Here is a 26669-nt window from a genome sequence, read left to right as displayed (position 1 = left end):
ACATGTCCAAGCGCACTAGCCATTTCGTCTGCCAGAATTGCGGCACAGCCTTTCCCAAATGGAGCGGGAAATGCGAGGCTTGCAACGCCTGGAACAGCATCGTCGAAGAAGCCGCGCCCGCCGCCGCGCCGCCCAAGAGCATGGGCAAGTCGCCGGGCAAGAAAACCTCGATCCAATTCGTCGATCTGGCGGGCAGCGACGCGCCCATGCCGCGCCGGATGACCGGCATCGGCGAGCTCGACCGCGTCGCGGGCGGCGGCTTCGTGCCGGGTTCGGTGATCCTGATCGGCGGCGATCCCGGCATCGGCAAATCGACGCTGCTGCTCCAGGCGGTATGCCGCCTGGCGGCGACCCAGCGTTGCGCCTATATCTCCGGCGAGGAAGCGGTCGATCAGGTGCGCATGCGCGCGCAGCGCCTCGGCGTTTCGCAGGTCGCCTGCGATCTCGCCAGCGCCACGGCGATCCGCGATATCGCCGGCACCATGGATGACGTCAACGCGCCGGATGTCGTCGTGATCGATTCCATCCAGACCATGTATGTCGATGTGATCGACAGCGCCCCCGGCACGGTGGCGCAGGTGCGCGCCTCGGCGCAGGAATTGATCCGCATCGCCAAGAAGCGCGGCATCACGCTGCTATTGGTCGGCCATGTGACCAAGGAAGGCACGCTCGCCGGGCCGCGCGTGCTGGAGCATATGGTCGATACCGTATTGTATCTGGAAGGCGAGCGCGGCCATCATTTCCGCATCCTGCGCGCGGTGAAGAACCGCTTCGGCCCGACCGACGAAATCGGCGTCTTCGAGATGACGGAGCAGGGGCTGATGGAGGTCCCCAATCCCTCTGCGCTGTTTTTGGCCGACCGGCGCGACGATGTCTCCGGCGCGGCGGTATTCGCGGGGCTTGAGGGCACTAGGCCGGTATTGGTGGAGATTCAGGCGCTGGTTGCGCCCTCCGCGCTCGGCACGCCTCGCCGGGCCGTCGTGGGATGGGATAGCGCCCGTCTCGCCATGGTGCTGGCGGTGCTGGAGGCGCGCTGCGGCGTGACCATCGGCCCGAACGATATTTACCTGAACGTGGCGGGCGGGCTGAAAATAACCGAGCCGGCCGCCGATCTTGCCGTGGCCGCCGCGTTGCTTTCGTCGCTTTCGGGAACGCCGGTGCCGCCGGAATGCGTGATTTTCGGCGAAATCGGGCTGGCCGGGGAAATCCGCCCCGTGAGCCAGCCGGAACTGCGCCTGAAAGAAGCCGCCAAGCTCGGTTTTACCCAGGCGATCCTGCCTCACAACCGGCGCACGAAAACCAAGCCGGAATCAGCCCTCAAACGCACCGAAATCAGCAATCTTTCCGAACTGTTGCCTTTATTCGAGGCGAATGAGGGCAGACCGGCCACTACTAAAATAGCCGCCCGCCTTTAGCGGTCGAGCGTGGCGAATTTCGTTTGCCGAACTTCCGTGGCCCGTATCGGTTTCGGGATGTTGGTTCCGCAGCTTACGTTGGCGTGGACTTCAGTGCTGCTGGAAGGATGCGCCATGCTGTCGATAGCGATCGATCTGGCTTCCTGGCGGGTATATTGGGAGGGCGATACCGCAAGTTCCGTAGAACTCCAGTCTTTGATCCACTGAGTCGTTTCAGTGATCACCGAACATTGGGTGTTGGTTTCTTTGTTGTCGCTAGCCTGCAGACGATTAACCGTGGCAAGAACCGTGTCGCGCTCGGCCTTAGGGCTTTGGATGGGCGGGGTGATTTGAGCGCAAGCCTGGAGACCCAGAAGGGCGAATCCACCGGCAATACCTTTTCCAAGACGGCTATAAATGCTCATAATGCTTCTCCTCTAAAGATAAATTGGTTGTATGGCTCTATCACGTTCAAGCTTAACTTTCAAAGTGCCCGAACTTAGCGTTCACAGATATAGAATAAAATACGGCATGAAACTATTAAAAAATACGGCGTCAAACTATTAACTTCTGAAAAAGTGTGTTAGAGCAAGGCCAGGTAAAGGCAAAATCGTCATTCCCGCTCGGGTGCGCCGCTGTTTTGCAGCGGGTTGCTTGGAAGGAATGACGCATGGGGACTATTGCGAAAGATGGAACATACGACCGAACTCGCGCAACAGGCGCACGCGACCAACTGGATCGATATCGGCGTTCTCGCCCTTTTGCTGATCTCCGGAATCTTCGCGATGATGCGCGGCTTCGTGAAGGAAGCTTTCGTGCTGATCGGCTGGGTCGGCGCGATGTACGCCTCCATGCATCTGTTTCCGACCGTGCAGCCCTGGATGCGCGAACAGTTCAAGAATAAGATGACCGCCGACGCGGTGGCTTATTTCAGTATTTTCATCGCGACCTTGATTATCCTTCTTCCCATCACCAGTTTCATTATCAGCAAGATTCAGGGAACGGCGCTTACGGCCATCGACCGCTCGCTCGGCTTTGTCTTCGGCGTGCTGCGCGGGCTGCTGATCGCCAGCCTTATCTTCCTGATGGCCCAGCAATTCTGGGAAAAGCCCGAGGAGGCCCCCAAAGCCGTGCAGGAGGCTAAAACGCTGCCGCTGCTCGAAGCAGGAGCGCAGATTATCAAGGACATGATCCCGGAATCGAAGCGCAAGGATGGCGTCGAGAGCGAAAAGGACGAACGGGTGGATAAAGCGGAGCAATTCCTGAAGAATCTCACGACGCCGACGCCGGAGCTGAACAAGACCCAGCCGGCTTACGACAAAAAGGAACAGAAAAAGCTCGATGAATTGATCGAGCAGAAATCGCGGCCATGACACCTGATCTTGCAAACGATTTCACGACCAACCCATTCGCGGACGACAAGCTGCGCGAGGAGTGCGGAATCTTCGGCATTAAAGGCAAGGAAAGCGCCGCCACGATGGTGGCGCTCGGCTTGCATGCCTTGCAGCATCGCGGCCAGGAGGCCGCGGGCATCGTTTCCAGCGACGGCGAGCATTTCAACGCTCATCATGCGATGGGTCATGTCGGCGAGACCTTCAACCAGCCCAGCATCATCGACCGGCTGGCGGGCCATTCCGCCGTCGGCCATGTTCGCTACGCCACCAGCGGCGAAACCGCGCTGCGCAACGTGCAGCCTTTCTTCACCGATTTCGCCTTCGGCGGCTTCGCGATAGCCCATAACGGCAACATCACCAACGCTTACACGTTGCGCGGCCAGCTGGTGCGCGAAGGGCGGCTGTTCCGCTCCACCTCGGACACCGAAGTCATCCTGCATCTCATGGCCAAGGTCGCCAGCGGCGGCCCGGTTGAACGGCTGACGGCGGCGCTCAAGCAGATCGAGGGCGCGTACTCGCTTGTCTGCCTTGCCAAGAATATCATGATCGGCGTGCGCGATCCGTACGGCGTGCGTCCGCTGGTGCTGGGGCGCATCGACCAGTCATGGGTGCTGGCGAGCGAGACTTGCGCGCTCGATATCATCGGCGCGGAATTCATCCGCGACGTGAAGCCCGGCGAGCTGGTCACGATCCGCAACGGCGAAATGCACAGTTCGTTTCCCTTCGCGCCGGTGCCGCGCCGCTTCTGCATCTTCGAGTATATCTATTTCGCCCGTCCCGACAGCACGCTCGAAGGACAGTCGGTCTATGAAATGCGCAAGCAGATCGGCATCGAGCTTGCCAAGGAATCCCCCATCGAAGCCGATATCGTCGTTCCGGTTCCGGATTCCGGCGTGCCGTCGGCCATCGGCTACGCGCAGCAAAGCGGATTGCCTTTCGACCTCGGCATCATCCGCAACCATTATGTCGGACGCACTTTCATCCAGCCGACCGAGCGCATCCGCCATCTGGGCGTCAAGCTGAAGCATAACGCGAACCGCCGCTTCATCGACGGCAAGCGCGTCGTTTTGGTCGACGACTCGATCGTGCGCGGCACGACCTCGATCAAGATCGTCGAGATGCTGCGCCATGCGGGCGCGAAAGAAGTCCATGTCCGCATCAGCAGCCCGCCTACCAAGCATAGCTGCTTCTACGGCGTCGATACGCCGGAGAAAGAGAAGCTGCTCGCCCACAATTACACGGTCGAGCAAATGGCCAAGCTGATCGGCGCGGACAGCCTCGCCTTCATCTCGCTGGAGGGGCTGTACCGCGCGGTGGGCGAAACCGGACGCAACGCCGCCCTGCCGCAATATTGCGACGCCTGTTTCAGCGGCGACTATCCGATCTCCCTTACCGACATGGATTCCTCCATCGGCCAGGGCCAGATTTCCGTGCTGCGCGCGCAGACCAGCGGGTAGCGAAAACCGTCAAACTTTCCAAACAGGCTCGCACACCCTAAGATAGCCGCGATGTCCAGCGAATCAAAAACCGGCTCAGAACCTAAATCCCCCGCCGATCAAGTCGCGGTTGCCATAAGCCATGACGGGCGGGCGGGCGGGCTGCCGAAAATCGTCGCCTCGGGACGCGGCAAGCTTGCCGAACAGATTCTCGAACTAGCCTTCCAGAATGGCGTGCGCGTCCGCGAGGATGCCGATCTCGCCGAGATTCTGGCCACCCTCGATATCGACAGCGACATACCCGGCGAGGCGATCGTCGCGGTTGCGGAGATTCTCGCGCGGGTCTATGCAGCCAATCAGGCTATCGATAAAATTCCTCCTGCCCCGGGCGACGCATCATGAATCTGGATGAAGAACTGGATAATCTGACCAAGGCTTTCATCGCGACGAAGCAGGCGCTGGCCGACGGCGCGTTTATCGACTTGACGAGCATGGATCAGCGCATAAAAGACTTATGCGACCATGTCGTCGCGGCGGACGCCGAAACGCGCGAGCGCATCAAAGCGGGATTCCTGGCGCTGTTGGAGCTCATAAAAGAAATGGAAACGGATATGCGAGCCAAGGCGGGGCGGGGCCAATGACCCAGATCGATTACATCCAGGCCATCGTCGCCCTTCTTTTCGTTCTTTGCCTGATCTGGCTTCTCGCTTTCGGGGTCAAGCGCTACGCGCCGGGCACGTTCGTCGCGGGCCGCCAGCGCCGGCTGCAGATCGTCGAAAGCCTGCCGCTCGGCGGGCGCCATCGCGCCGTGCTGTTGCGCTGTGAAAGCCGCCAGCACCTGCTGGTCGTGAGTGAAGACCGGGCGACATTGATCGACCGCGATGTAACGGCTTCGGAAAAAGGGCCATCGTCATGAGCCACGGCACAAAATCCATGCAGCGTTTGACCATCGGCCTCGCGGGACTGGCGCTGGCGCTCTTGGTCGCATTCTGCGCCTCTCCGGCATTGGCGCAAAGCATCACCATCGATGCCGGAAACGGCGGGCCCGGCGGCGCTTCCGGGCGCATCATCCAGCTCATGCTGCTGGTCACGGTGCTGTCGCTGGCGCCGTCGATCCTTATCATGGTCACATGCTTCACGCGGATCATCGTGGTGCTTGGGTTTCTTCGCAACGCGATGGGAACCGCCTCGTCGCCGCCTAACGTCGTGCTGGTCAGCCTGACGCTGTTCATGACCCTGTTCGTGATGCAGCCGGTATTCCAGAAGGCGTGGGAAGACGGCGTTCAGCCCTATATGGACAACGCGCTGGAAGAAAAGGCGGCTTTCGAGAAAGCCGTGGCCCCGTTCCACGGCTTCATGCTGCGGCATACGCGCGAGAAAGACCTTCAGCTTTTCATGGACCTCGGCAAGATCAAGCCCCCGGCGGAAGCCAAGGACACGCCTCTGCACGTGCTCATTCCCGCCTTCATGATTTCCGAATTGCGCCGCGCGTTCGAGATCGGATTCCTGCTGTTCCTGCCGTTCCTGATTATCGACATGGTCATCGCCTCGATCCTGATGTCGATGGGCATGATGATGCTGCCGCCGACGCAGATATCCCTGCCGTTCAAGATCATCTTCTTCGTGTTGGTGGATGGCTGGTATCTGGTGATCGGCAGTTTGGTGCAGAGCTACGGCGGCGGGTAGTATTGTTATTGCCGCCGTTTGCGCTGCCCGATGGGTGTCGGCTCGCCGCCCGGACGCGCCGGTCTGGCGGGAAATCCACCGAGGCTTACCAGCCGGTCATACATGACGATCGCGCCCGCGACGCCGACATTGATGCAGAATTTCATCGGGATTTTGACCGTGAAATCGCAGCGGGCCACGAGTTCGGGCGACAGGCTCCCCATCTCCGGCCCCAGCACGTAAGCGGCGCATAGCGGATGCCGGAAGCGCGGCAGATCGACGGAGTTCTCGATCAATTCCACGCCCACGAGGCTGCAATCCTGGGGCAGGGCAAATGTGTTTAAATCGGCGTATTTATAAAACGGCATATGACCCCCGGCGTGGGAAGTGTCGGTTCCGTTCAGCTCATTCTGGTTAATCGCAGCGTTAATGGTAAAGAAAAAGCTCGCGCCGAAGGCATGGGCCGAGCGCACCAGATTGCCCAGATTGCCCGATTTGCTGATGCCTTCGACGCCTATTCCGAAATAACCGCGCATGTTTCCCGCTTGATAACAGATTATGCCTGACGCTATGATGCGCCGATAGACTTCATGAATTTAGCGCCGAAGACAAGCGCACAAATAATAGGATCGTAAAAATGGAAGAGCCGGTCAACAGCAAGTCGAACATACGCGCCCATTGTGTCGGGGCTACGGCGCTGATTGTGATCGCCGGTTATGCGATCACGCACCAGAATCCTCTTCGATATAATTCCTACGATCCTATCTCCGTTTCAGGCGATTCTTTTTCGTCGGGGGGCACCCTGCAATCCATCCCGTCTTCTCGTCCGAATTATGACGGCTGTCCGCCCGGCACGGATAGTATGGAAACAAGAATTCTCGCGCGGGAAAAGCGCTATGCCGATGATTTCAGCACCGAGGCGCGCTGGTGGTATAGCCGGGCAAAAGATCTCGCCGATTTAGGGCATGCCAATGCGCCGGAAATCGAACGCGCCTGCTGGAACGCGGCGCAAGCCGGAGGATTGGAAGCCATCGGCATCGAACCGAACGCATTCTCCGCCTATGACCGCGCGGGCGCTATCTATGGCGTCAAGGCGTCGTTCAAGAAGGCCGAAAGCCTTGTCGCCAGCAATATTTCCGCCCGCCATGAATTTCGAAATATAGACAGAATCCTCAATCGCGCCGGAGGTTTGACGGCGACGGGGATCGACGGCCTAGAGTTTCGCAAGGTTTTAAGAGCTTCCGAGGCTTTCGAGGCCAGAGACAGCTTCAATACGGCCAAGCAGCTTGCCGCGACCGGCAAGGAAAACAGCTATGAAATCCGCAATACGGTCGAGGCCGCCCTAACCGCTTCGGGCTGGAATTACGCTTTCGTGCCGCCGGAATTCGTCAATAACGCCTTGGCTCAGGCGCATATCGAACCCCAGGAATTTCAGAAAGTTGCATTCGCGGGGATAGGCCATCAAATCAAGCGTCTCTTCACCGAAACCAGCCGCGGCCTGTCCGGCAAATCGAGAGCATGCGATAAAGAGTTCATGCCTTTTGGCTTCGACTGCATGGAAAACCGGACGCTGGCTCCGGAAGAAAAAGTCGAAATCATGTGCGTGGACATCGCATTGATCGGCGGCGCTAAGGCGCTCGTCAAGCTCGGCATTTCCCAAACATTGTGGAGCAAGGTTACGGGAGACTGCAAAAGCGCGGGCGCAATGAATGGCGCGGTATCGGCTATGCCGCTGCCCCGGCCTCAGCCTTAATCATACGTCCAGATAAGCTGAGGGATGGCATATGCCCAGGCGCTGCCATAGCCGGTTTGTTCCGGATTGCCATAATGGTTCGGCATGGACCGGCCGCGCCTTTCCCTGCTGCATATAGCCAAGGTCATAAGTCCGGAAAACATAATCCCACAGGCCGATGACAAAACCGAAATTACGGTCGAACTTTCTGTGATGCTGCATATGGAACTGGCCGCAGGCCAAAATCCTGGTGATCGGCCCCTTGATCTTCACGTTATGCTCCAGCAATCCGCCGGACAGAAAAACATGATAGAAATAATGAAACGCCAGAATATACCAGCCCGCGCCGCCGATGATGCATGCCGCCAGGATGGTCGGAATCGTATCGGTGATCCAGACATCCAGCGTCTGTTTCCAGGTTCCGAACCAGAATATGAACTCTCTCCAGTCATAGACCATGACCGGCGTGTGTTCGTCGTATTTGATCTGGTGATGAGGCTTATGGTTGATCCACAAGGGATTCCACGGCTTATGGACATGCGCCAGCCGGTGCATCCAATAGCTGAAAAACGTCGATAAAAAGAATGCCGCCGCAAATTCGAGGATGGCGTTCACCGGCGCAATCTCCGTTCATGAAATATTAAATACAAATCGCGCGTAAAGGTCTTCTTTCCCAATCTATAACGAAGGGGTTAAAAAGACGTTTTCGATAGCGAAATGAATATTTTGACGAGCTATTTCAAGTCGTAACGCAGCAACGCGTGGACGGTTTCCGGCAGCGGGAAGATTAACGATTCTTCTACCAGTGCGGGTTACACTATCAAGTTATAGAGAGAAAAATATTTCATAAGGATGGAGAACTCCATGGCTGGCAGAAGACGCGATATGAATGCTTACATGGAGTTGGGCGCGACCGCCAAAAAAGTAAGAGAAGGCATCGCGCTAGCTCAAGCCGAAGCCATACCCTCATCGCAAGCGCCTACCATCCCAGGCAATTTACAGCGTTTAGCGCAGATTGCGGAACCAGGGACGGTTACGGCAAAAATGCCCGCCGCGGAAGCGCCGCAGGGGCCAAAAATTCAAGGTTCGCCGATCATCCCTGTGGGATCTGCGCCAGCGGAAGCAGCGCCCAAGACTCAAAGAATTCCGCATGAGCCGGTAAAGGCCAAGCCCCAAAAATTCGCGCCATTGAGCCTCTGAAGCTAAAAAAGCTCGGCAAAACCACTTTACATCGTCGCGTTGGGCAAATTTTTGCGCGATGAAGGCGGCGTCCGGTTGGATGCCGGGGGCGAATTGTTTCTCGCGCTTGCGGGCGGCGGCGCGTCCTGAGTTGCCGCTTGCGCTGCGACCGGCTTGGCCGCTTCTTCAGCCTTGAGTTGGCGCAAGACTCCCTGCGTCACTTTTTCCCTTTGCGGCTGCCAGAAAGCGTCGAGCGCGGGCGGGCCGAGCTTCGCGTGGGTGGCGAAGCTTTGATATTTTTCGCTGTCGATGGGGGCCTTGCCGCGAGCCTCCAGCTCGTCCGCGAAATTATGCGTGGCCTTGTGAGCCTTGTCGATGGTGACGGCCAGGCTGCCCAGCACATCCGCCGCGCCGAGAATTTGGGCGTCGTGGCGGGCCTGCGCGTCATAGCGCGGATCGGCATCCAGTAGTTTCTTGTTGATCGGGTCGGTCGACAGCACGCCGATATGCACCTTGTCCTGATTTTTCGGGCTCACGCCATGCTTGTCGAGAACGGGCTTCATGGTTTTGAAAGCCATCTCCTCGAATTGAAACGGAAAATCGTTCGAGCCGCCAGGATGCCCGTTGTCATGTCCCGCCGCCAAGGTCGTGCCCGCGGCGTAATCTTCCTTCGAGGATTTCTGGCCGGTCAGCTTGTCGGTGATTTGCCTGCAGACGAATTCATTGATCATCACTTCCCTGTGATGCTGGACATCGTGATAAGGATTCTTGTTAAGTGGCGTCGCCGCCGCTTGTGTGTCCAGGGTTTGGGCGATTTCCTGACCGGCGCGCGCCAGGGCGGAGTCCTGCCCCTGTCCCGCCATGTCGATTCCGGCGGCCTTGGTGATATCTCTCTGCAATTCGGCGACGGGCCTCGACGCGTAATGGTCGTGCAGATGGGCGATATGCAGCGCCATGGATTGAGGATCGAGGCTGCGGCCTTCGATGGAAAGCGGGCTAAGCGCAGAGGGGCTTTCAAAAGCCGTCCGGCCCATCGTGCTGTATTTTGTCATTGCCAGTCCTCCGGCATGCCGCACAATCAATCACGTTTGAAATTCAATTATACCATAGCCTGGATGAAACTAATTCCTGCTTAATTTTAGCAGTGCGAATATGCGGAGGTAAGGTTTTGTTAATAATTCGCGAGGCCTTACAGTCTCTTGACCTGCATCTTAATCGGCCCGTCGGCGCGGCCGTGAATGAATTGATCGACATATTCATTGCCGGAATTGTCGATTTCCGAGCGCGGCCCCTGCCAGATGATTTTGCCCTCATAGAGCATGGCGATGCGGTCGGCGATTTTGCGGGCGCTGGCCATGTCATGGGTGATCGACAAGGCAGTCGCGCCGAGGTCGCGCACGCATTTGACAATCAGGTCGTTGATGACATCGGCCATGATCGGGTCGAGGCCGGTGGTCGGCTCGTCGAAGAAGATAATCTCCGGCTTCGACGCGATGGCTCTCGCGAGCGCCACGCGCTTTTGCATGCCGCCGGAAAGTTCGGCGGGAAACAGGTCGGCGACTTCCGCGCCGAGGCCGACGGCGGCCAGTTTCTCGACGGCGAGATCGTGAGCTTCCTGGCCCTTCACGCGCTGTTCCTGGACCAGCTTGAAGGCGACATTCTCCCATACGCGCAGGGAGTCGAACAGCGCCGATCCCTGGAACAGCATGCCGAATTTGCTCATATGCTTGTCTCGCGCCTTGCCGAAAAGCCGTGTCGTCTTCTCGCCGTCGACGGCGATGCTGCCGCTATCGGGGCGCAGGAGGCCGAGGATGCATTTCAGCGTGACCGATTTTCCGGTGCCCGAGCCGCCGATGATGACGAGAGACTCGCCGGGCGCCACGGCAAGATCGATGCCGTTCAGCACCTTTTTGGAGCCGAAGGATTTTTTGACATCCTTGAGTTCTATTTTTGGCGATGCTGCGTTCATGGCTCTATTTGGAAAAGAATACGCCGGTGAGGATATAGTTGGCGATCAGGATCATGATCGAGGCGGAAACCACGGCGTTCGTGGTCGCCGCGCCGACGCCTTGCGCCCCGCCGCGCGAGTTGAATCCATGATAGCAGCCCATCAGCGTGATGATGAAGCCGAACACCGCCGCTTTGACCAGGCCGGAGAACACATCCATGAATTCCACGAAATCCCAGCTTTGGCGCAGATAGGTGGCGGCATTGAAATCGAGGCGGTACACGCTGACCAGAAAGCCGCCGAAGACGCCGATGATGTCGCCGACCAGCACCAGCAGGGGCAGCATCAGGGTTCCGGCGATCAGGCGCGGCGCGATCAGATATTTGTGCGGATTGGCCGAGAGTGTGGACAGCGCGTCGATCTGTTCGGTGACGCGCATCGTGCCGATCTCGGCGGCGATGGCCGCGCCGATCCGGCCCGCCACCATCAGCCCGGCCATGACCGGCCCAAGCTCGCGCGTGATGGAAAGCACCACGACATTGGCGATCGCGCTTTCGGCATTGAAGCGCGCGAAGCCGGTATAGCTTTGCAGCGCAAGCACCATGCCCGCGAACAGGGTCGTTAATCCCACCACGGGCAGGGAATAATAGCCGATATCGATGAGCTGCCGGACAATCTGCCGCCCATGATAGGGCGGGCGCAGCACATGGCTGACGGATACGGCCAGAAAAGCGCCGAACCGTCCGGTCGATTGAAGGAATTCGACGGAGCTGCGACCGAGCAGCGCGAGGGGATTATTCGTGAATGTCATCATTCCTTGTAAACCCGCTTATAACGAGAACCCAGACTCGTCAGGATTTCGTACCCGATCGTACCGGCTTCGCGCGCCACCGTCTCGACTTCGCGCGCCGCGCCGATCAACTCGCCCATCGCGCCGATCTGGCGCAGCGGCTCCGGCACGCCGGTGACATCAACCGTGACAAGATCCATCGATACCCGCCCGGCAACCGGCGCCAGATGACCGCCGAAGGAAACATGTCCCCGATTGCTCAATGAGCGCATTAAACCATCGGCGTAACCTACAGGCAAGACGGCCAGTTTGCCAAGCCGTTTGCTGCGCCAGGTCGCGCCATAACCGGCGGTCATGCCCGGCACCACGTCGCGGACTTGGAGAATCGGCGCTTCGAGCCGAACCACGGGGCGCATGGGGTTGGGCTGATCGGGCGTGGGATTGAGGCCGTAGAGCGCCGCGCCGGGGCGAACCTGGTCGAAATGGTATTGCGCGCCGAGAAATATGCCGCCGGAATTGGCGAAACTGAGCGGCGCGGCGGGCAGCTTGATAAGATATTGCGTCAGGGCGGCAAGCTGGGCCGCGTTCATGGGATTTTCCGGCTCGTCGGAACATGCGAGGTGGCTTAACCAAAATTCGATCTTAAGCCCGGTCAGCCATTCGGGATGGTCGAGAAGCTGCGCGACATCGTCGGGGCCAAGCCCAAGCCGGTTCATGCCGGTATCGAGAAAGATGATGACCGGCGCCGTGACCTGCCGCTCCAGCGCCGCGTCGCGCCATGCGCGGATCGCGCCGAGATGGGGCAGGACGGGGATCAGCCGGTTGCGGCTCACGGTATCCCAATCACCGGCCTCCAGCCCGTGCAGCACGGCGATTTTTGCCTCGGGCTGAATTGCGCGCAATGGCAGCGCCTCGGCCATGTTGGCGACATAGAAGAACCCGCAGCCGGCTTCCGCGAGGACAGGCGCGACGCGAGTCATGCCAAGGCCGTAAGCGTCGGCCTTGATGGAGGCGGCGATCTGCTTGCCCGGCGCTTTTTCAGCCAGCAGCCGGTAATTCGCCGCGACGGCGGCGAGGTCGATAGTCAGGATGCCGGTTTCGGGGGTCATACAAACGCAATCTTAAAACTGGGGCAGCGCCCATTTTCTAAAAACACTTTATCACTCCGGCACGTCATACCGCTGTTCGAGATCGGAGAAGCGCGTGTAGCGGCCGTCGAAATGCGCCGCGACGGTGCCGGTGGGGCCATGGCGGTTCTTGCCGATGATGATCTGGGCGATGTTGCGGACTTTTTCGCCCTGCTCCTGCCAGCGCTGGTGACGATTGTTGAAGGCGTCGTCGCTTTCATTGTCGCGCCGCTTCGGCTCGTTCTGCGCGTGATAATATTCTTCGCGATAGACGAACATCACCACGTCGGCATCCTGCTCGATAGAGCCGGATTCGCGCAAGTCCGAAAGCTGCGGGCGCTTGTCCTCGCGGTTCTCGACGTTGCGCGAAAGCTGCGACAGCGCCATGACCGGCACGTTCAGCTCCTTCGCCAGCGCCTTGAGGCCGCGCGTGATTTCGGAAATTTCCAGCACGCGGTTATCGTCGCGCCGCGCCGAGCCATGCAGCAATTGCAGGTAATCGACGATGATCATGCCGATATCCTTATGGAGCCTTTGCATCCGGCGGGCGCGGGTGCGAAGCGCCGCGATCGATATGGCAGGGGTGTCGTCGATATAGAAAGACATGTTGGACAGCCGCTGCGAGGCCTCCATGAATTTGGTGAAATCGTCCGCCTGAAACCGCCCGGCACGGATTTCGTTCGACGGAATGCCGGTATGTTCGGCGAGCAGGCGCATCGCCACCTGCTCCGACGACATTTCCAGCGAGAAGAACGCGACGCCCGCGCCGTCCTTGCCGCCGCTTTCCCGCATCGCCTTGGCGGCGGCGATTCCGATATTGGTCGCCAGCGCGGTCTTGCCCATCGCGGGCCGTCCGGCCAGAATGATGAGATCGGATTTATGCAGCCCGGCGAGCTTGTAATCGAGATCGCGCAGGCCGGTGGTGACGCCGGTGATATGGCTGTCGCGCCGGAACGCGATCTCCGCCTGCCGGATCGAGGACGACAGCGACGTATTGAGATCGACATAGCTGCGCTTCGCCTCGCCGGTCTGCGAAAGCTGAAACAGTTTTTGCTCGGCGGATTCTATCTGGTCAGACGCGCGCTGCTCGACATTCTGGTCATAGGCGTTATTGACGACATCTTCGCCGAGGCCGATCAGCTGCCGCCGCAGATAAAGCTCATAGATCAGCTGCGCGTAATTCTCGGCGTTGATGATGGTGACGACGCTGGTCACCAGATCGGCCAGGTAATTGCCGCCGCCGACGGCGGTCAAAGCGGGGTCGTTGTCGAACATGCCGCGTAATGTGCGCGGATCGGCGATCTGCCCCCGGCTGATGAGCGTTTCGACCGCCGCGTAAATCCGGGAATGGGCCGGATCGTAGAAATGCTCCGGGCGCAGCATCTCGCCGACTTTTTCATAGGCGGCGTTGTTCATCAAAATCGCGCCCAGCAGCGCCTGTTCCACCTCCAGATTGTTGGGCGGGCGGCGAAGATTGTCGAAACCGCTCCCGGCAACGGGAGGGCGGAAACTGGCTGGGATGATGTTGCGATTCTCGGACATGGGGCGCTTTTAGCACGTTTTATCGAATATGGGATTGTGGAAAACTAGCCTGTTAATTATGGGGATAAAAATGGCCGGGGGCTCTTACCGCTCATATTTGCGGGAATGGATCATGCGATGGGCTGTTCTAGTGCGTTTTTCGGCGAGAGGTTGCGTTTCTTTGCCTTCGGCGAGAATATGGGCGGCTTCGCCAAAGAGGACATAATGCCAGTTGTGCTGGCCGTTTGGGGCCGAGTATTTTTTCTTCGGCAATAAGGCTCGCGCCTGCTTGAGAAGATCGACGGTTTCTTGCGACGGGATATCCACGACATCATAGCGTCTGAGCTTCTCTTTAATCTGCGGCGTTGCGTTAGCAGGATTCGCAATGACAAAAGCGCACAGGGTTTGAAAGCACTTAACATTGCCGACAACCGTGTCATTGCTGATGGTCTCCAGCCTTTGCATCCGTTCCGCCGTCGCAATCTCCGCTCCATTTTGCGCGGCAAGTTCCCGAAGCTGCGTCAAAGCTTTCAGGCGCGGCTGGAGCGGCAGAGCAGTGTCCGCGGCGGTATCGATCAACGCGTCGGGCGAGGGGGAAGGCGTTCCGGCTTCTGTCATCGTCATGGCCCTCCGTTCTTTTGCCGAGTTGCCTAATCCCAATCGAATTTATTGTAGCGAGGCCGCGCGGCCAAAGCCTCGAGCCGCGTCGGTTGCGGTTGCGCCGGAGCCATGGGCTTCCTGCCCATGGCCGCAAGCGCCTGCGTCGCATCATGGGCCAGTCCCGCATCGTAGTCGTTGAGCGCAATTCTGCTCAACTCGGAGGAAACGATCGGGCCTTGTCCGGCGGAAGCATTATGCCGAAGGAGGATGCCCGTCGTTACCAGGCCGTGATAGCGCTGTGGCCTTTTGTAATCCAGGCCTTCCGGCCCCAGACGCCGCTCGGCTTCTTTGCTGACGATCACGAAGCGCGTGAGGATATGCTCGGCGAGGCTTCTCGTCGCGGCCTGGGGATGCTGAGTCAGAAATTCGTTCAGCCGCTCTTGGGTCTCTTCTTTGCGCGTCACGCTCGATTCCGTAATCCCCAAGACGGCCATGCGCGTCGCCAAAGCTTCGTTGGCGGCATTGCGCAAGCCGGGCTTCTCTTTGGGATTGCGGGAAATGCGATGCAGCGCATTCTCGGTCTCTGGCGGGCAATTGGCGTTCCATTTGAAGATCGTGCCGATGGTCAGGACCGCGCCGAGACGCATGTCCCAATCTTTCTTGCCGTCGGCGGCGATGCCGCCCGCGCCGCGCAGAATATGAGCGGTGTCGGCTTCGGGATTATGCTTCAGCAGCAAATCGAGAACTTTGCGATAACCCACGCGGTTGTGCGCGTCTTTCGCTTGAGAAGCCCGCGCCGCGCTTTTCGTAAAAAAGGACGCGGGGATGGGGGTGAGTGGGCGCTTGGCGAGATAGCTGTCAAGTTTCTGAAGGCTTGCATCGGTTATGGTTTCCGGAATCAGCTCGTTGATGTCTCTTTCCATTTGCTGCGCCCGGCGCGCGGTTTGCTCTTCGGCCGTATTCTGGAAAGACGGCTGCTTTTTTGGCTGAGCAGGCGCGGGTGCGGCAGCCGTCAAAATCCGGCGCTCGTTAGCGAGTTCTTCTCCCGCCACGCGCTGCCAGTCTTTGGGAATGGCGGGAGACGCGTTTTTATCCAGACGCTGCTTTATCCAGTTTTTATCCAGACGCTGCAACCCCGCTTCGCCTTCCTGGATGGAAACGGCCCAGCGAGAGGGGGCATATTCAAATCCGTGTTCCTTTCCAATCCGGATCATGGCTCTTACTGCTTCCATCGGGGCGTCCGGACGCACATAAAAAGGATAGGGGCTGTTTTCACCCTCTCGTACGATGGGAATATACTTATCGGTCACGGGATCGTGAATATACATGGCGGGGCGGGGCGAAGACGGCTCCCGGGGCTGGGCGGAGGGAGGTGGCAAGGCGTTTCCTCCCATAGATACAGGCATCTTCTCCATGATGCGCTGCATCTCTTCTTCCGCGACCTGCGACCACCTTATATGGTGGCCTTGTTTTTCTTGTTCGTACAGCCATGCCCTGTCTTGCCGGGCGCGGGCGAAAGCTTCTTCGGTTTCCTTGTCGGTAGCGCCGCCGGGCACGAAATGCCGATGGGGATTTGGTTTCGATTCATCATAGACGACGGGCAGTTTTGCCCCGCTGATGGGGTCTTCACAATAAATAGCCATATATCCCTCGTCGCGTTCAATGTTTTGAATTGGAAATCATCGAAAAGATAACGAAGAAATTTTGAAACTAAAAGCTTTAATCGTCCAGGATCGGCGTTTTAAGCCTTTGCGGCGGCCCGAGCATGACGGGATTAACCTTATCCGCGCCCCATTCCGCCCAAGAACCGTCATAGACCGGCACGTCGCCGCGTCCGAGCAAGAACAAGCCGAAAGCGAGCACGCAGGCGCTGACGCCGCTGCCGCAGGTCGCCGTGATGGATTCGCCAGAGTTAATGCCTGCGCCGGTGAATATCTCCTTGAGCCGCGCCGCCGGCCATAACTGCTTCGTTGCCGGATCGATAAGCTCGCTGAAAGGAAGATTAAGCGAGCCGGGAATATGGCCGCGCGCGAGGCCGGGGCGCGGCTCCGGCTGCTCGCCGCGAAACCTTCCGGACGCGCGGGCGTCGAGCATCACCGTGTCGCCATGCTCGAGATTGTCCGTGACCTGCGCGAGCGACCAGACCAGTTCGGGCCGGAATGTGGCGGTGAAGCGTCCCTTGCCGGGCGGGTCGATCTTGTCCGTAAGCGGATGACCGGCGGCTTGCCATGCCGGAAGTCCGCCATGCAGCAGCGCGATATTGTCATGGCCGAAAACCCGCAGCATCCACCACAGCCTCGTCGCACCGAGATAAGCGCCGTCGTCATAAATGATCGTGGGCTTGCGTTCGTCCACGCCCAGCTGGCGCATATAATCGGCGAAAGCTTCGGGCGCGGGCAGCATATGCGGCAGCGTGGTTTCAGGATCGGAGGCGATTTCCAGATCGAAGAATTGCGCCGTCGGAATATGCCGCGCATGAAATTCCGCCGCCGGATTGCGCCCGCTGCCCGGCATGGCGAAGGTAGCGTCGAGCAGATTGACGCGTCCCAGATTGGCTTTCAGCCATTCCGGCTCGACGAGGGGCGAGGGGAGGGTGGGAGGGGAAAACCCGAACAGTCCCATTCAATTCTCCAGCACCATTCTATACCGCACGGCATTCGCGCGCACTTTGTCGAGCGCGGCATTGACCGACGGCATCGGCGCGGTTTCGATTTTGGCGGCGATGTTTTTCGCCGCCGCCACCTCCAGCATTTCCTTGATCGCGGCGGGCGAGCCGATGGCGCTGCCGACAATGCTCTTCTCGCCGCCGATCAGCGTAAAGGCATGGACCGACAGAGGCGTCGGAATGGCGCCGACGATGCAAAGCTTGCCGCGGGTTTTCAGCAGATTCATCAGCGCCGATATGTCGACGTCGCCGCTGGCCGTGACCAGGATGAAATCCATGGTGTCGGCTGCGTCGCGCATGGCTGCCATGTCGTTCGAGAGCAGGAATTTTTCCGCGCCGAAACTTTTGGCTTCGGCTTCCTTGTTTTTGCTGGTGGAAAGCGCCGTGACGCGGCATCCCCGCGCGCTCGCGAATTGCAGCGCCATATGGCCGAGGCCGCCGATGCCGACGACGGCGACATTCATCCCTTGGCCGACATTATGCGTGCGAAACGGGCTATAGACCGTCACGCCGCCGCATAGGAGAGGCGCGGCGGCCCCGGAGGCCAGCCGGTCGGGAAGGGGAATGGCGAAGCGCCAGTCGGCGCGCGCCGCCTCGGCGAAGCCGCCATGATGGCCGACGCAGGTGGCGGCGCTTTTGGCGCACAGATTTTCCAGCCCGGCGCGGCACATATCGCATGCGCCGCAACTCGCCCTTTGCCAGCCGATGCCGACGCGCTGGCCGATTTCGCGCTCGCGGACATTCTTGCCCTTGGCGCTGATCGTGCCGACGATTTCATGGCCGGGGATGAAAGGATAGCTGCTGATGCCCCAATCATTATCGATCAGATGAATGTCGCTGTGGCAGATACCGCAATGCGTCACCTTGACTTCGACCTCGTCGTCGCCGAGCGGGCCGGGTTCATAGGCCAAGGGCTTCAGGGCTTCCTTGGGATTATGGCAGGCAAAGCCGCTGATCATGATGGTCTCCTGGTTTTTAGGGGGATGCGAGCCACCGCTCGCGCAGTTCGTCGCGGTTCAGCATCAGCCATTGCACGACGATGACGGCCATGGCGCTGCGGATTTTTCCGGCGAGCAGCCAGTCGAAGGCTTCGTCGGCGGGGATGGCATGGGTGCGGATGTCCTCATGCTCGTGATCGATGCCGTAAACGCCGCTGCCGGTTTCGATCGTGGCGTGGCCGACGTAAAGTTTCGCCTGTTCGCTCATGCAGCCGGGGGTGGAGTAGCAGTCCTGGATATGTACCAGATCGCTGATGACGCAGCCCGCTTCTTCCATAGCCTCGCGGCGCGCGACCTGTTCGGGCGCTTCTCCGGCGTCGATGATCCCGGCTACGCTTTCGATCAGCCACGGCTGGGGATCGCCCGCCAGCATGGCCCCCGCACGGAACTGCTCGATCAGGATCACCATATCGGAAACCGGATCGTAGGGCAGCACGACGACGGCATGGCCGCGTTCCATGACTTCGCGCGTGAACGGGCCGACGGTGCCGCCGGAAAACTTGTCGTGGCTGATATGCAGCCGTTCCATGCGGAAATAGCCCTGGAACAGGGTCTCGCGGCGGTGGATGGTGAATTTGCGCGGCATGGGCGGAATATAGAACATTCTTTCTTGTTTGTCATTCCGGCTCCGCTATCTCAAAGCCGTCATTCCCGCCAAGCCCGTCACTCATTTATGAGTGATGGGCGCGAGCGGGAATCCCGTTTTTTTATTAACGATAACAAACGGGATTCCCGCTCACCGCTGCGCGGTGTCGGGAATGACGGTTTTTTGTGCGGAGCCGTTCACCCAATCCCGCCGATGCACAGATATTTGAGTTCCAGGAATTCCTCGATGCCGTGGCGCGAGCCTTCCCGCCCCATGCCGGATTCCTTAATGCCGCCGAACGGCGCGATTTCGACGGATATGAATCCGGTATTGACGCCGACCATGCCGCTTTCCAGTTTTTCCGCCACGCGGAAACTTCGCGCGAGATCGGCCGTATAGAAATACGAGACGAGGCCGAACGGCGTCGCGTTGGCGATCTCGATGGCCTGGTCTTCGCTGTCGAAGCGCATCAACGCGGCGACGGGGCCGAATGTTTCCTCATTCGCCATCAGCATGTCTTGCGTGCCGCCGCTGATGACGGTCGGCTCGAAGAAATTGCCGCCGAGCGCGTGCGGATTGCCGCCGGTGAGTATCTTGGCGCCTTTTTTGACTGCGTCCGCGATATGGGCGCGGATTTTTTCGATGGCGGCTTTGTTGATGAGAGGGCCTATGGCCGTTCCGGCTTCCAGCCCGTTGCCGACCGCGAGTTTTTTCACGCGCTCGGTGAAACGCGCGGCGAAGGCGTCATAGATTCCCGCCTGAACCAGAAACCGGTTCGCCGCGACACAGGATTGCCCCATGCCGCGGAATTTGGCGGTCATCGCGCCTTCTAGCGCGGCATCAAGATCGGCGTCGTCGAACACGATGAATGCCGCATTGCCTCCTAGCTCAAGAGAGATTTTCTTGACGGTTCCGGCGCATTTCGCCGCCAGCATTTTTCCGGTTTCGGTGGAGCCGGTGAAGGAAAGCTTGCGCACCAGCGGGCTGGCGCATAATTCGTCGCCGATCACGCCCGCGTCGCCGGTGACGATATTGATGGTTCCGGGCAGGACGCCCGCCTGTTCCCCAAGCGCGGCGATGGCAAGAGCGGTGAGGGGAGTCTGCCGCGCGGGCTTCAGTACCGCCGTGCATCCCGCCGCCAGCGCGGGCGCGAGCTTGCGCGTGACCATCGCGGCGGGAAAATTCCACGGCGTGATGCAGGCCGCGACGCCGACCGGCTGCTTGATGACGATGATGCGCGTATCGGCGCGGTGCGCGGGGATCGTCTCGCCATAGATGCGCCGCGCCTCCTCGCCGAAGAAACGCAGGAACGACGCGGCATAGGTAATTTCGCCTTTTGCTTCCGCGAGAGGCTTGCCCTGTTCGAGCGTCAGGATCCGCGCCAGCTCGTCGGCATGCTGTGTCATGAGGTCATGCCAGCGGATCAGAATATCGCTGCGCTCAAGGGCCGTCAGGCGCTGCCATGGCTGGAGCGCCTCATGCGCGGCGGCAATGGCCGCGCGCGTCTCGTCGGCGCCCATCAACGGAACATCGCCGACATTCTCTCCGGTCGCGGGATTGATGACGGAAAAACTGCGGCCCGATTTCGCCGCGACCCACTTCCCGCCGATCAGGCAGGTGTTGCGGAGGAGGGTGGGGGCGGCTATGCTCATGGTTGAGCAGGTGGGAAACAGGAAATGTCTCCGCCTCCATTACAAACAATTAGAGCGCCTCGAAGGTGCGCCCGCCATGCGTCATAGCCGAGAGAGAATTGCAAAAATTGCAATTGTATATCTTCACCAAAATGCACTGACAGGTCGCCAGTCGTGGTATGAATGGAGGCATTAGTGACAGCTATCCCGGATGTCCTAGACATGACTCTCTCTGTGGCGTCTACAGGCGTTGGTAGGCCGAACTGATGCTCATGATCTTCAGAAGTAATGGAAACGCGGCCATCGGAAATTAACCGCCATTTGGACTCAGTAAGAATGTTTGCGTCGTCGGCGAATGAAAAAAACCATGTCCAGTCTTTCTTTTCGACGGAACGAAGTGGCAAGCCTATGAGTGCTTCTATTTCTGAATCCATGTTGCCCCCTGTAGCCTGCCCAAAGGGTATGGCCTGCCCGCAATAGGAGTCAATGGGGAGAGCTTGCCGGTGTTTCAGACGGCCAAAAGGGCGCGGCTAGGCTTCCTCATTTTCAACGGAGGCCGGGGACGCATGGCGTGCTGAATCCGCTCCGGCGATATTTCCGGAAAGCGGGCGCTGATGGCTTCGATCTGGCCAGGCTTCGCCAAATCGGCCAAATCGCTTTCGTCGAGAATTTTCCGCTGAGGGCATAACTCATGCGCGACGATTTTCAGCGCAAGCTCGACTTCCGGCTGCGAGACCAAATGATATATGCCATATTCGCCGTAATCGCGGGCGCTGGCCAGCTCATCCTTTTCCTGCTGAGGCAAGGCGGCGAATTCGGCGGCGCGCCGTTCCCGGAGCGTATCGCGCCCAAGATATTGGCCGCTGACCTCGGCGGCGTAATGAAACTCGCTCGCGCGCATGGCGAACCGCGCGTTAAAGGCGGCAGTCTTCAATTCTTCAAATGTGGTTTCCGCACAGGCGGTGGTCTCCTGGGCGACGGCGATGATACGTTCCAGAAGAACAGGCAGTTGAATATACATAGGTCGCCCCACGAATTTATAAATGCATTAAAAATGGCTCCCTGGGACGGGCTCGAACCGCCGACCCGGTGATTAACAGTCACCTGCTCTACCAACTGAGCTACCAGGGAACACGGCAAATCTTCTAGCGGCTATGCGTAGCGCACGCAATAAGCATTTAGAAATAGAACTACGCAAGCTCAGCCAGAGCCGTCATTCCCGGCGGCTTTGACCGCTTTGAAGCGGGCAAAGTCGAACGGGAATCCCGTTTTCTTTGGCAAACCAAACGGGATTCCCGCTCGCCCCGCCACTCGCATGGGCGAGTGACAAGGCGTCGGGAATGACGACTCTAGCTTGCGGCCCGGGGGATTTTAGCGATATATAGCTTGACGAGCGGGCGTGGCGGAATTGGTAGACGCAACGGACTTAAAATCCGTCGGGCGTAAGCCCATGGGGGTTCAATTCCCCCCGCCCGCACCATTTCAATTAAAGTTTGAGGATTGGTACGCCGATTGACAGGAAAGCCGCCGCTTGTCCGCGTTTCGCGTCTATGGTTTCCGCGACATCCAGATTGACGCGAAGCGGGATATCGAAAAGCTTGGGCTGCAGCAACAGGCGCATGCCGAGCGCGACAGGGCCGACTTTGGTGCCGAAGAAATTGCCCTCAAGACGGCTGTCATAGGTCAGCGTCGGCCCCAAGCCGATCTTCGACGTGCCAAACAGGTCGAAAGACGATGCTATGCCCGCCACGACGCCTTTGTTGAGCCCCGATCCCGTGAAGGATTGGCTGGATAAAGAATAGCCGCCCAAAACCGAAATATAGTTGTTGCCCGAACCGATCGGCCAGGTCTTCTCGATACCGAGCGTAAGAGGCATGCCGATCCCGCCGGATTTTTCGGCCGGGGTATAGCTGCTGCTTTCGGTAACGTTTCCGTCGAAAGTCGTGGTCGTTGTGTGCGAGCTGACGGCCGGTCTTCCTCCCGGTAACTGCGCGCTCAGCAAGGATGCCGTCAGCAGCCAGTTATCGCGGATGCCATGACTTGTCTGAGCCGCAGATGATGTGGCAGATTGGGAGGCGGCGTCTTGAGCCTGCGCGCGCGGCGTCCCAGTCAATAAAGCGCCGGCAGCGGCGGCGGATGCGATAATAGCTTTTTTCATAATGTTGTTTCTCGTCTTTAGTTTGCCGTTACGGAAAAATGCTACCAGCATGTCATGAAAATATTATGACTCGCGGTTTTACTTTCAGCCATGCGAATCGGCGCTGAATGCTGATTATTCAAGGATAAGGCCATGTTAACCATAGAATGGGAATTCCTTCATTTTTCCGGCCTGACGACCATCAAGCTGCACAAAATCCATTCGGCGCGGCAGCAGGTCTTTGTGGTCGAACAGACCAGCATCTATCTCGACGCCGACAGTAAAGACCCGATTTCCTATCATCTGACTGGCTGGCGGAAGGACATTGACGGCGAGGAGCAGGTCGCGGCCTATTTGCGGCTGGTGCCGCCGGGGAAAAGGTTTGATGGAAAAATATACGCCGAACCTTCATTGGGCAGAATCCTGACGGCCCAGAGCGCTCGCGGCCTTGGCCTGGGCCGGGAATTGATGCGCAGGGCCATGATTCATGGGGCGGCAACCTGGCCGGGAACCGATTTGCGGATGTCGGCCCAGCGACACCTGGAAAAATTCTATGGCGAATTCGGCTTTGAAACGGTATCGGATGTCTATGACGAAGACGGAATCCCCCATGTCGAAATGCTCTATAGGTCTCCGAAATCATGACCGGTAAACATCACGAGCGTATCCTGATCCTCGATTTTGGCTCTCAAGTCACGCAGCTTATCGCGCGGCGGGTGCGCGAAGCGGGCGTCTATAGCGAAATCCATCCTTTCAGCATGACGCCCGATGCGATCAAGGCTTTCGGCGCGAAGGGCATTATCCTGTCGGGCGGCCCGGCTTCGGCGATCGAGGAAGGCAGCCCGCAAGTGCCGAAGATCGTCTTCGAGCTTGGCGTGCCGGTGCTGGGCATCTGCTACGGCCAGCAAACCATGTCGGTTCAGCTCGGCGGCAAGGTCGAGGGCGGGCATGAGCGCGAATTCGGCAAGGCGCAGATCAAGGTCACGGCGCCTTCGGCGCTTTTTGACGGCATCTGGGAGGTCGGCGGCGATTATCAGGTATGGATGAGCCATGGTGACCGCGTCACGAAGCTGCCGGAAGGCTTCAGCGTCGTGGCGGCGAGCGAAGGCGCGCCTTGCGCGCTGTTTACCGACGAAGCCCGCCGCATCTATGCCGCGCAGTTCCATTTCGAGGTCGTGCATACCCCGGACGGGGCGAAGATCATCGCCAATTTCGTGCGCAAGATATGCGGCTGCGGCGGCGATTGGAGCATGGGCGCGTTCCGGAGCGAACTGACGGCGAGGATTCGCGCTCAGGTCGGAGAGGGGCGGGTGATCTGCGGCCTTTCCGGCGGCGTGGACAGCACCGTGGCGGCCGTCCTGATTCACGAGGCCATCGGCAGCCAGTTGACATGCATCTTTGTCGATACCGGCCTGATGCGCGAGGGCGAGGGCAAGCAGGTCGTCGATCTGTTCCGCCGCCACTATAACATCCCGCTAGTAGCCGTTGATGCGGAAAAGGAATTTCTCGGCGCGCTCGCGGGAGTCACCGATCCGGAAAAGAAGCGCAAGATCATCGGCTCGAAATTCATCGATGTGTTCGACGCCGAGGCCAAGAAGCTCGGCGGCGCGGATTTCCTGGCGCAGGGAACGCTCTATCCTGACGTGATCGAAAGCGTATCCTTCACCGGCGGGCCGAGCGTTACGATCAAATCGCACCATAATGTCGGCGGTTTGCCGGAGCGGATGAATTTGAAGCTGGTCGAGCCGCTGCGCGAATTATTCAAAGATGAGGTTAGGAAACTCGGCTATGAGCTTGGTTTGCCGAAAGAATTCGTTGCGCGGCATCCGTTTCCCGGCCCTGGCCTCGCGATCCGCGTTCTGGGAGAAATTACGCCGGAGCGCCTCAAAGCCGTGCGCGCCGCCGATGTGATCTATCTGGAGGAAATCAAGAAAGCCGGATTATACGACGAAATATGGCAGGCTTTCGCCGTTCTGCTGCCGGTTCACAGCGTCGGCGTCATGGGCGACGGGCGCTCTTACGATCAGGTGCTGGCGCTGCGCGCCGTGACCTCCATCGACGGCATGACGGCGGAGTCTTATCCCTTCGAGCATGCTTTCCTCGCCCGCGTGGCGACGCGGATCATCAACGAAGTGCGCGGCATCAACCGCGTGACCTACGACGTGACCAGCAAACCGCCCGGGACGATTGAGTGGGAGTGAGATAAGTCTTGCCTTTATAGCAATTTTGCTATATGATGAATATGTGGAAAGTTGAAACGCTGAATGGGGCCGTGAATGCCGAACTGGCGACGTTGCCGGACGATATGCTTGCCCGTTTGCGCAAGATCGGCGAGCTGATTCAGGCGCTTGGGCTTGAGCGGATGCGTGAACCGCATGTGAAGCATCTGGAAGGGCGGCTATGGGAAATTCGCCTGACCGGACGAGACGGGATCGCCCGCGCGATTTATGTGACGGCGAGCGGCAAACGCGTGGTGATCGTTCGGGTCTTCGTCAAAAAGACGCAAAAAACGCCACGGCATGAAATCGAACTGGCCCACAGGCGGGCGAAGGAGGTTATATGAGCGGACGTTCGCTTGACGATTTGCATAAGGAATGGCTGAAAAAGCGGCGCGGCTACAAAGCCGCCTACGATGCCTTGGAAGAAGAATTTTCCATTATCTCGGCTTTGATCCAGGCGCGCGAACGCGCGGGCCTGACGCAAGAACAGGTCGCCAAGCGCATGAAGACGACGCAGACGGTCGTGGCGCGCCTGGAAAGCGGACGCACCCGGCCTTCCACGCGCACGCTGGAACGCTTCGCTGAAGCGACAGAAAGCAGACTGCGGATTATCCTCGAGCCGAAAACCGCTCGCCATGTGACGGCGTGATGGAAGAGGCTGAATACGTTCTCTTTGATCTCGGGCACGCTGATCGATCCGAAGGAAAGCGTCACGAAATCTACGGCCCGTATGACTTGGTAATCTTGTCCATCGGGACGGCCTCCACCATCGCGTAGGTATGCTCCGACGTCGGGAATTTCCGGGCGCGGACATCGGCGGCGTAATTCGCGACGGCGCGTTCGGCGATGGCGGCAAGATCGGTGTAGCGCCTGACGAATTTCGGTGAGCGCGGCGTCATTCCCAGCATGTCGTCCGTGACCATGATCTGCCCGTCGCAGGCGGCTGAAGCGCCGATGCCTATCGTGGGGATGGGGATTTGCGTCGTAATGCGCGCGGCGAGCGGCTCGGCCATGGCTTCGATAACCACGGCGAAGGCTCCGGCTTCCGATACGGCTTTGGCGTCGTCTTCAAAACGCTTCCATGTGTCGCGGGTGCGTCCCTGGACTTTGTATCCGCCCAGCGCGTTCACCGATTGCGGCGTCAGCCCGATATGCGCCATGACCGGAATGCCCCGTTCCGCCAGGTAACGAATGGTCGCGGCCATTGACGCACCGCCTTCGAGCTTGATCCCGCCGCATCCGGTTTCCCTCATGACGCGCGAGGCATGGCGGAACGCCGCTTCGGGGCTTTCCTCGTAAGTTCCGAAAGGCATGTCGACAATGACCAGAGCCTGCTTCGAGCCGCGAACGACCGCTTGGCCGTGCGCGATCATCATATCCAGCGTTACCGGCAGCGTGTTGTCGTATCCGTAGATCACCATGCCGAGGCTGTCGCCAACCAGAAGTATATCCGCATGAATGTCGGCGATGGCCGCTATCGAAGCTTGGTACGCGGTCAGCGCGACGATCGGCGCGCCGTTCTTGCGGCGCATGATATCGATAGAGGTCAGGCGTTTGACGGAAGGAGCGACAGACATAATATTTTCCTTAGGGTCAGTTTATCCCTTATGACTCAGTTTATCCCTTATGAATTGCAGGATTTTTTAA

30 protein-coding genes and 2 tRNA genes are annotated in these 26669 nt (G+C 59.1%); 13 read left to right on the top strand and 19 right to left on the bottom strand.

Annotated features, from left to right (window positions below; all coding sequences use genetic code 11):
* The first annotated feature begins 2 nt into the window (after nt 1–2).
* A complete protein-coding gene (gene radA / locus WDO70_05470; protein MEJ0062649.1) occupies nt 3–1415 on the top strand; it encodes a DNA repair protein RadA in 1413 nt (470 codons plus the stop codon).
* Here radA and WDO70_05465 read toward each other — a convergent pair.
* Nucleotides 1412–1819: a hypothetical protein gene (locus WDO70_05465; GenBank protein MEJ0062648.1), complete on the bottom strand. Its 408-nt coding sequence runs from the start codon at nt 1817–1819 to the stop codon at nt 1412–1414. The genes radA and WDO70_05465 overlap by 4 nt on opposite strands.
* Before the next feature lie 264 nt (nt 1820–2083).
* On the opposite strand from WDO70_05465, the gene WDO70_05460 reads away from it, so the two are divergent.
* The 6 genes from WDO70_05460 to fliP are packed head-to-tail and all read left to right on the top strand — an operon-like array spanning nt 2084 to nt 5910.
* On the top strand, nt 2084–2767 hold the full coding sequence (locus tag WDO70_05460) for a CvpA family protein (protein MEJ0062647.1): 684 nt from the start codon (nt 2084–2086) through the stop codon (nt 2765–2767).
* The gene (gene purF, locus WDO70_05455; protein MEJ0062646.1) at nt 2764–4245 is read left to right on the top strand and encodes an amidophosphoribosyltransferase; all 1482 of its coding nucleotides are present in this window, start codon (nt 2764–2766) and stop codon (nt 4243–4245) included. Before WDO70_05460 ends, purF begins: the two co-directional genes overlap by 4 nt.
* 51 nt (nt 4246–4296) lie before the next feature.
* Complete coding sequence (locus WDO70_05450; GenBank protein ID MEJ0062645.1) at nt 4297–4626, top strand: EscU/YscU/HrcU family type III secretion system export apparatus switch protein; 330 nt, start codon at nt 4297–4299, stop codon at nt 4624–4626.
* Entirely contained in the window at nt 4623–4865 is a 243-nt protein-coding gene (locus WDO70_05445) for a hypothetical protein (GenBank protein ID MEJ0062644.1), read from the top strand. The genes WDO70_05450 and WDO70_05445 overlap by 4 nt, the downstream gene beginning before the upstream one ends.
* Nucleotides 4862–5140, top strand: coding sequence for a flagellar biosynthetic protein FliO (locus WDO70_05440; protein ID MEJ0062643.1), 279 nt, complete (start codon nt 4862–4864; stop codon nt 5138–5140). The genes WDO70_05445 and WDO70_05440 overlap by 4 nt, the downstream gene beginning before the upstream one ends.
* Nucleotides 5137–5910, top strand: a complete 774-nt coding sequence (fliP, locus tag WDO70_05435) for a flagellar type III secretion system pore protein FliP (GenBank protein MEJ0062642.1) — start codon at nt 5137–5139, stop codon at nt 5908–5910. Before WDO70_05440 ends, fliP begins: the two co-directional genes overlap by 4 nt.
* 5 nt (nt 5911–5915) lie before the next feature.
* On the opposite strand, the gene WDO70_05430 is transcribed toward fliP, so the two are convergent.
* Nucleotides 5916–6425, bottom strand: coding sequence for an RNA methyltransferase (locus tag WDO70_05430; GenBank protein ID MEJ0062641.1), 510 nt, complete (start codon nt 6423–6425; stop codon nt 5916–5918).
* Nucleotides 6426–6526: 101 nt separating this feature from the next.
* Between WDO70_05430 and WDO70_05425 the strand changes: the two genes are divergently transcribed.
* Nucleotides 6527–7642, top strand: a complete 1116-nt coding sequence (locus WDO70_05425; GenBank protein MEJ0062640.1) for a hypothetical protein — start codon at nt 6527–6529, stop codon at nt 7640–7642.
* Here WDO70_05425 and WDO70_05420 read toward each other — a convergent pair whose 3' ends face one another.
* The 15 genes from WDO70_05420 to WDO70_05350 all read right to left on the bottom strand — a co-directional run bounded on the left by WDO70_05420 (nt 7643) and on the right by WDO70_05350 (nt 21797).
* Entirely contained in the window at nt 7643–8236 is a 594-nt protein-coding gene (locus WDO70_05420; protein MEJ0062639.1) for a sterol desaturase family protein, read from the bottom strand. It lies immediately after the preceding gene.
* Nucleotides 8237–8847: 611 nt separating this feature from the next.
* Entirely contained in the window at nt 8848–9852 is a 1005-nt protein-coding gene (locus WDO70_05415) for a hypothetical protein (protein MEJ0062638.1), read from the bottom strand.
* A 137-nt stretch (nt 9853–9989) separates the two neighbouring features.
* On the bottom strand, nt 9990–10769 hold the full coding sequence (locus WDO70_05410; GenBank protein MEJ0062637.1) for an ATP-binding cassette domain-containing protein: 780 nt from the start codon (nt 10767–10769) through the stop codon (nt 9990–9992).
* 4 nt (nt 10770–10773) lie between these two features.
* The gene (locus tag WDO70_05405; protein MEJ0062636.1) at nt 10774–11562 is read right to left on the bottom strand and encodes an ABC transporter permease; all 789 of its coding nucleotides are present in this window, start codon (nt 11560–11562) and stop codon (nt 10774–10776) included.
* A complete protein-coding gene (alr, locus tag WDO70_05400) occupies nt 11559–12647 on the bottom strand; it encodes an alanine racemase (GenBank protein ID MEJ0062635.1) in 1089 nt (362 codons plus the stop codon). Before alr ends, WDO70_05405 begins: the two co-directional genes overlap by 4 nt.
* A 51-nt stretch (nt 12648–12698) precedes the next feature.
* Nucleotides 12699–14207, bottom strand: coding sequence for a replicative DNA helicase (locus WDO70_05395; GenBank protein ID MEJ0062634.1), 1509 nt, complete (start codon nt 14205–14207; stop codon nt 12699–12701).
* Nucleotides 14208–14291: 84 nt separating this feature from the next.
* On the bottom strand, nt 14292–14810 hold the full coding sequence (locus WDO70_05390) for a hypothetical protein (GenBank protein ID MEJ0062633.1): 519 nt from the start codon (nt 14808–14810) through the stop codon (nt 14292–14294).
* 26 nt (nt 14811–14836) lie between these two features.
* Complete coding sequence (locus WDO70_05385; protein ID MEJ0062632.1) at nt 14837–16429, bottom strand: hypothetical protein; 1593 nt, start codon at nt 16427–16429, stop codon at nt 14837–14839.
* Nucleotides 16430–16505: 76 nt separating this feature from the next.
* Nucleotides 16506–17408 (bottom strand): 3-mercaptopyruvate sulfurtransferase, encoded by a 903-nt coding sequence (gene sseA / locus WDO70_05380; GenBank protein MEJ0062631.1) that lies wholly within the window; start codon nt 17406–17408, stop codon nt 16506–16508.
* A complete protein-coding gene (locus WDO70_05375; GenBank protein MEJ0062630.1) occupies nt 17409–18410 on the bottom strand; it encodes an NAD(P)-dependent alcohol dehydrogenase in 1002 nt (333 codons plus the stop codon). It abuts the gene before it with no gap.
* Nucleotides 18411–18426: 16 nt separating this feature from the next.
* On the bottom strand, nt 18427–19053 hold the full coding sequence (locus tag WDO70_05370; GenBank protein MEJ0062629.1) for an NUDIX domain-containing protein: 627 nt from the start codon (nt 19051–19053) through the stop codon (nt 18427–18429).
* Nucleotides 19054–19232: 179 nt separating this feature from the next.
* Complete coding sequence (locus WDO70_05365; protein ID MEJ0062628.1) at nt 19233–20687, bottom strand: NAD-dependent succinate-semialdehyde dehydrogenase; 1455 nt, start codon at nt 20685–20687, stop codon at nt 19233–19235.
* On the bottom strand, nt 20684–21100 hold the full coding sequence (locus tag WDO70_05360) for a hypothetical protein (GenBank protein ID MEJ0062627.1): 417 nt from the start codon (nt 21098–21100) through the stop codon (nt 20684–20686). The genes WDO70_05365 and WDO70_05360 overlap by 4 nt, the downstream gene beginning before the upstream one ends.
* Before the next feature lie 74 nt (nt 21101–21174).
* Nucleotides 21175–21687 carry a hypothetical protein gene (locus WDO70_05355; GenBank protein MEJ0062626.1) on the bottom strand — a complete coding sequence of 171 codons (513 nt, stop codon included), beginning with the start codon at nt 21685–21687 and terminating at the stop codon, nt 21175–21177.
* A gap of 34 nt (nt 21688–21721) precedes the next feature.
* Nucleotides 21722–21797 (bottom strand) — tRNA-Asn (locus WDO70_05350).
* Nucleotides 21798–22059: 262 nt separating this feature from the next.
* Between WDO70_05350 and WDO70_05345 the strand changes: the two genes are divergently transcribed.
* Nucleotides 22060–22146, top strand: a tRNA-Leu gene (locus WDO70_05345).
* A 6-nt stretch (nt 22147–22152) separates the two neighbouring features.
* Here WDO70_05345 and WDO70_05340 read toward each other — a convergent pair.
* On the bottom strand, nt 22153–22824 hold the full coding sequence (locus WDO70_05340) for a hypothetical protein (protein MEJ0062625.1): 672 nt from the start codon (nt 22822–22824) through the stop codon (nt 22153–22155).
* Between the two features lie 132 nt (nt 22825–22956).
* On the opposite strand from WDO70_05340, the gene WDO70_05335 reads away from it, so the two are divergent.
* From WDO70_05335 to WDO70_05320, 4 genes are read left to right on the top strand one after another with little or no spacing between them, the layout of a single operon-like run.
* Nucleotides 22957–23448, top strand: a complete 492-nt coding sequence (locus WDO70_05335) for a GNAT family N-acetyltransferase (GenBank protein ID MEJ0062624.1) — start codon at nt 22957–22959, stop codon at nt 23446–23448.
* Nucleotides 23445–25004: a glutamine-hydrolyzing GMP synthase gene (gene guaA, locus WDO70_05330; protein ID MEJ0062623.1), complete on the top strand. Its 1560-nt coding sequence runs from the start codon at nt 23445–23447 to the stop codon at nt 25002–25004. Before WDO70_05335 ends, guaA begins: the two co-directional genes overlap by 4 nt.
* Nucleotides 25005–25039: 35 nt before the next feature.
* Entirely contained in the window at nt 25040–25366 is a 327-nt protein-coding gene (locus WDO70_05325) for a type II toxin-antitoxin system RelE/ParE family toxin (GenBank protein MEJ0062622.1), read from the top strand.
* On the top strand, nt 25363–25671 hold the full coding sequence (locus tag WDO70_05320) for a helix-turn-helix transcriptional regulator (GenBank protein ID MEJ0062621.1): 309 nt from the start codon (nt 25363–25365) through the stop codon (nt 25669–25671). The genes WDO70_05325 and WDO70_05320 overlap by 4 nt, the downstream gene beginning before the upstream one ends.
* Before the next feature lie 70 nt (nt 25672–25741).
* Here WDO70_05320 and panB read toward each other — a convergent pair whose 3' ends face one another.
* The gene (gene panB / locus WDO70_05315) at nt 25742–26599 is read right to left on the bottom strand and encodes a 3-methyl-2-oxobutanoate hydroxymethyltransferase (protein MEJ0062620.1); all 858 of its coding nucleotides are present in this window, start codon (nt 26597–26599) and stop codon (nt 25742–25744) included.
* Between the last annotated feature and the right edge of the window lie 70 nt (nt 26600–26669).

The sequence above is a fragment of the Alphaproteobacteria bacterium genome, from assembly GCA_037200005.1.
GTDB lineage: Bacteria > Pseudomonadota > Alphaproteobacteria > UBA9219 > RFNS01 > JBBCGY01.
The sequence above is the reverse complement of the archived record's forward strand: the minus strand, read 5'-3'. Positions and strand labels throughout refer to the sequence as shown.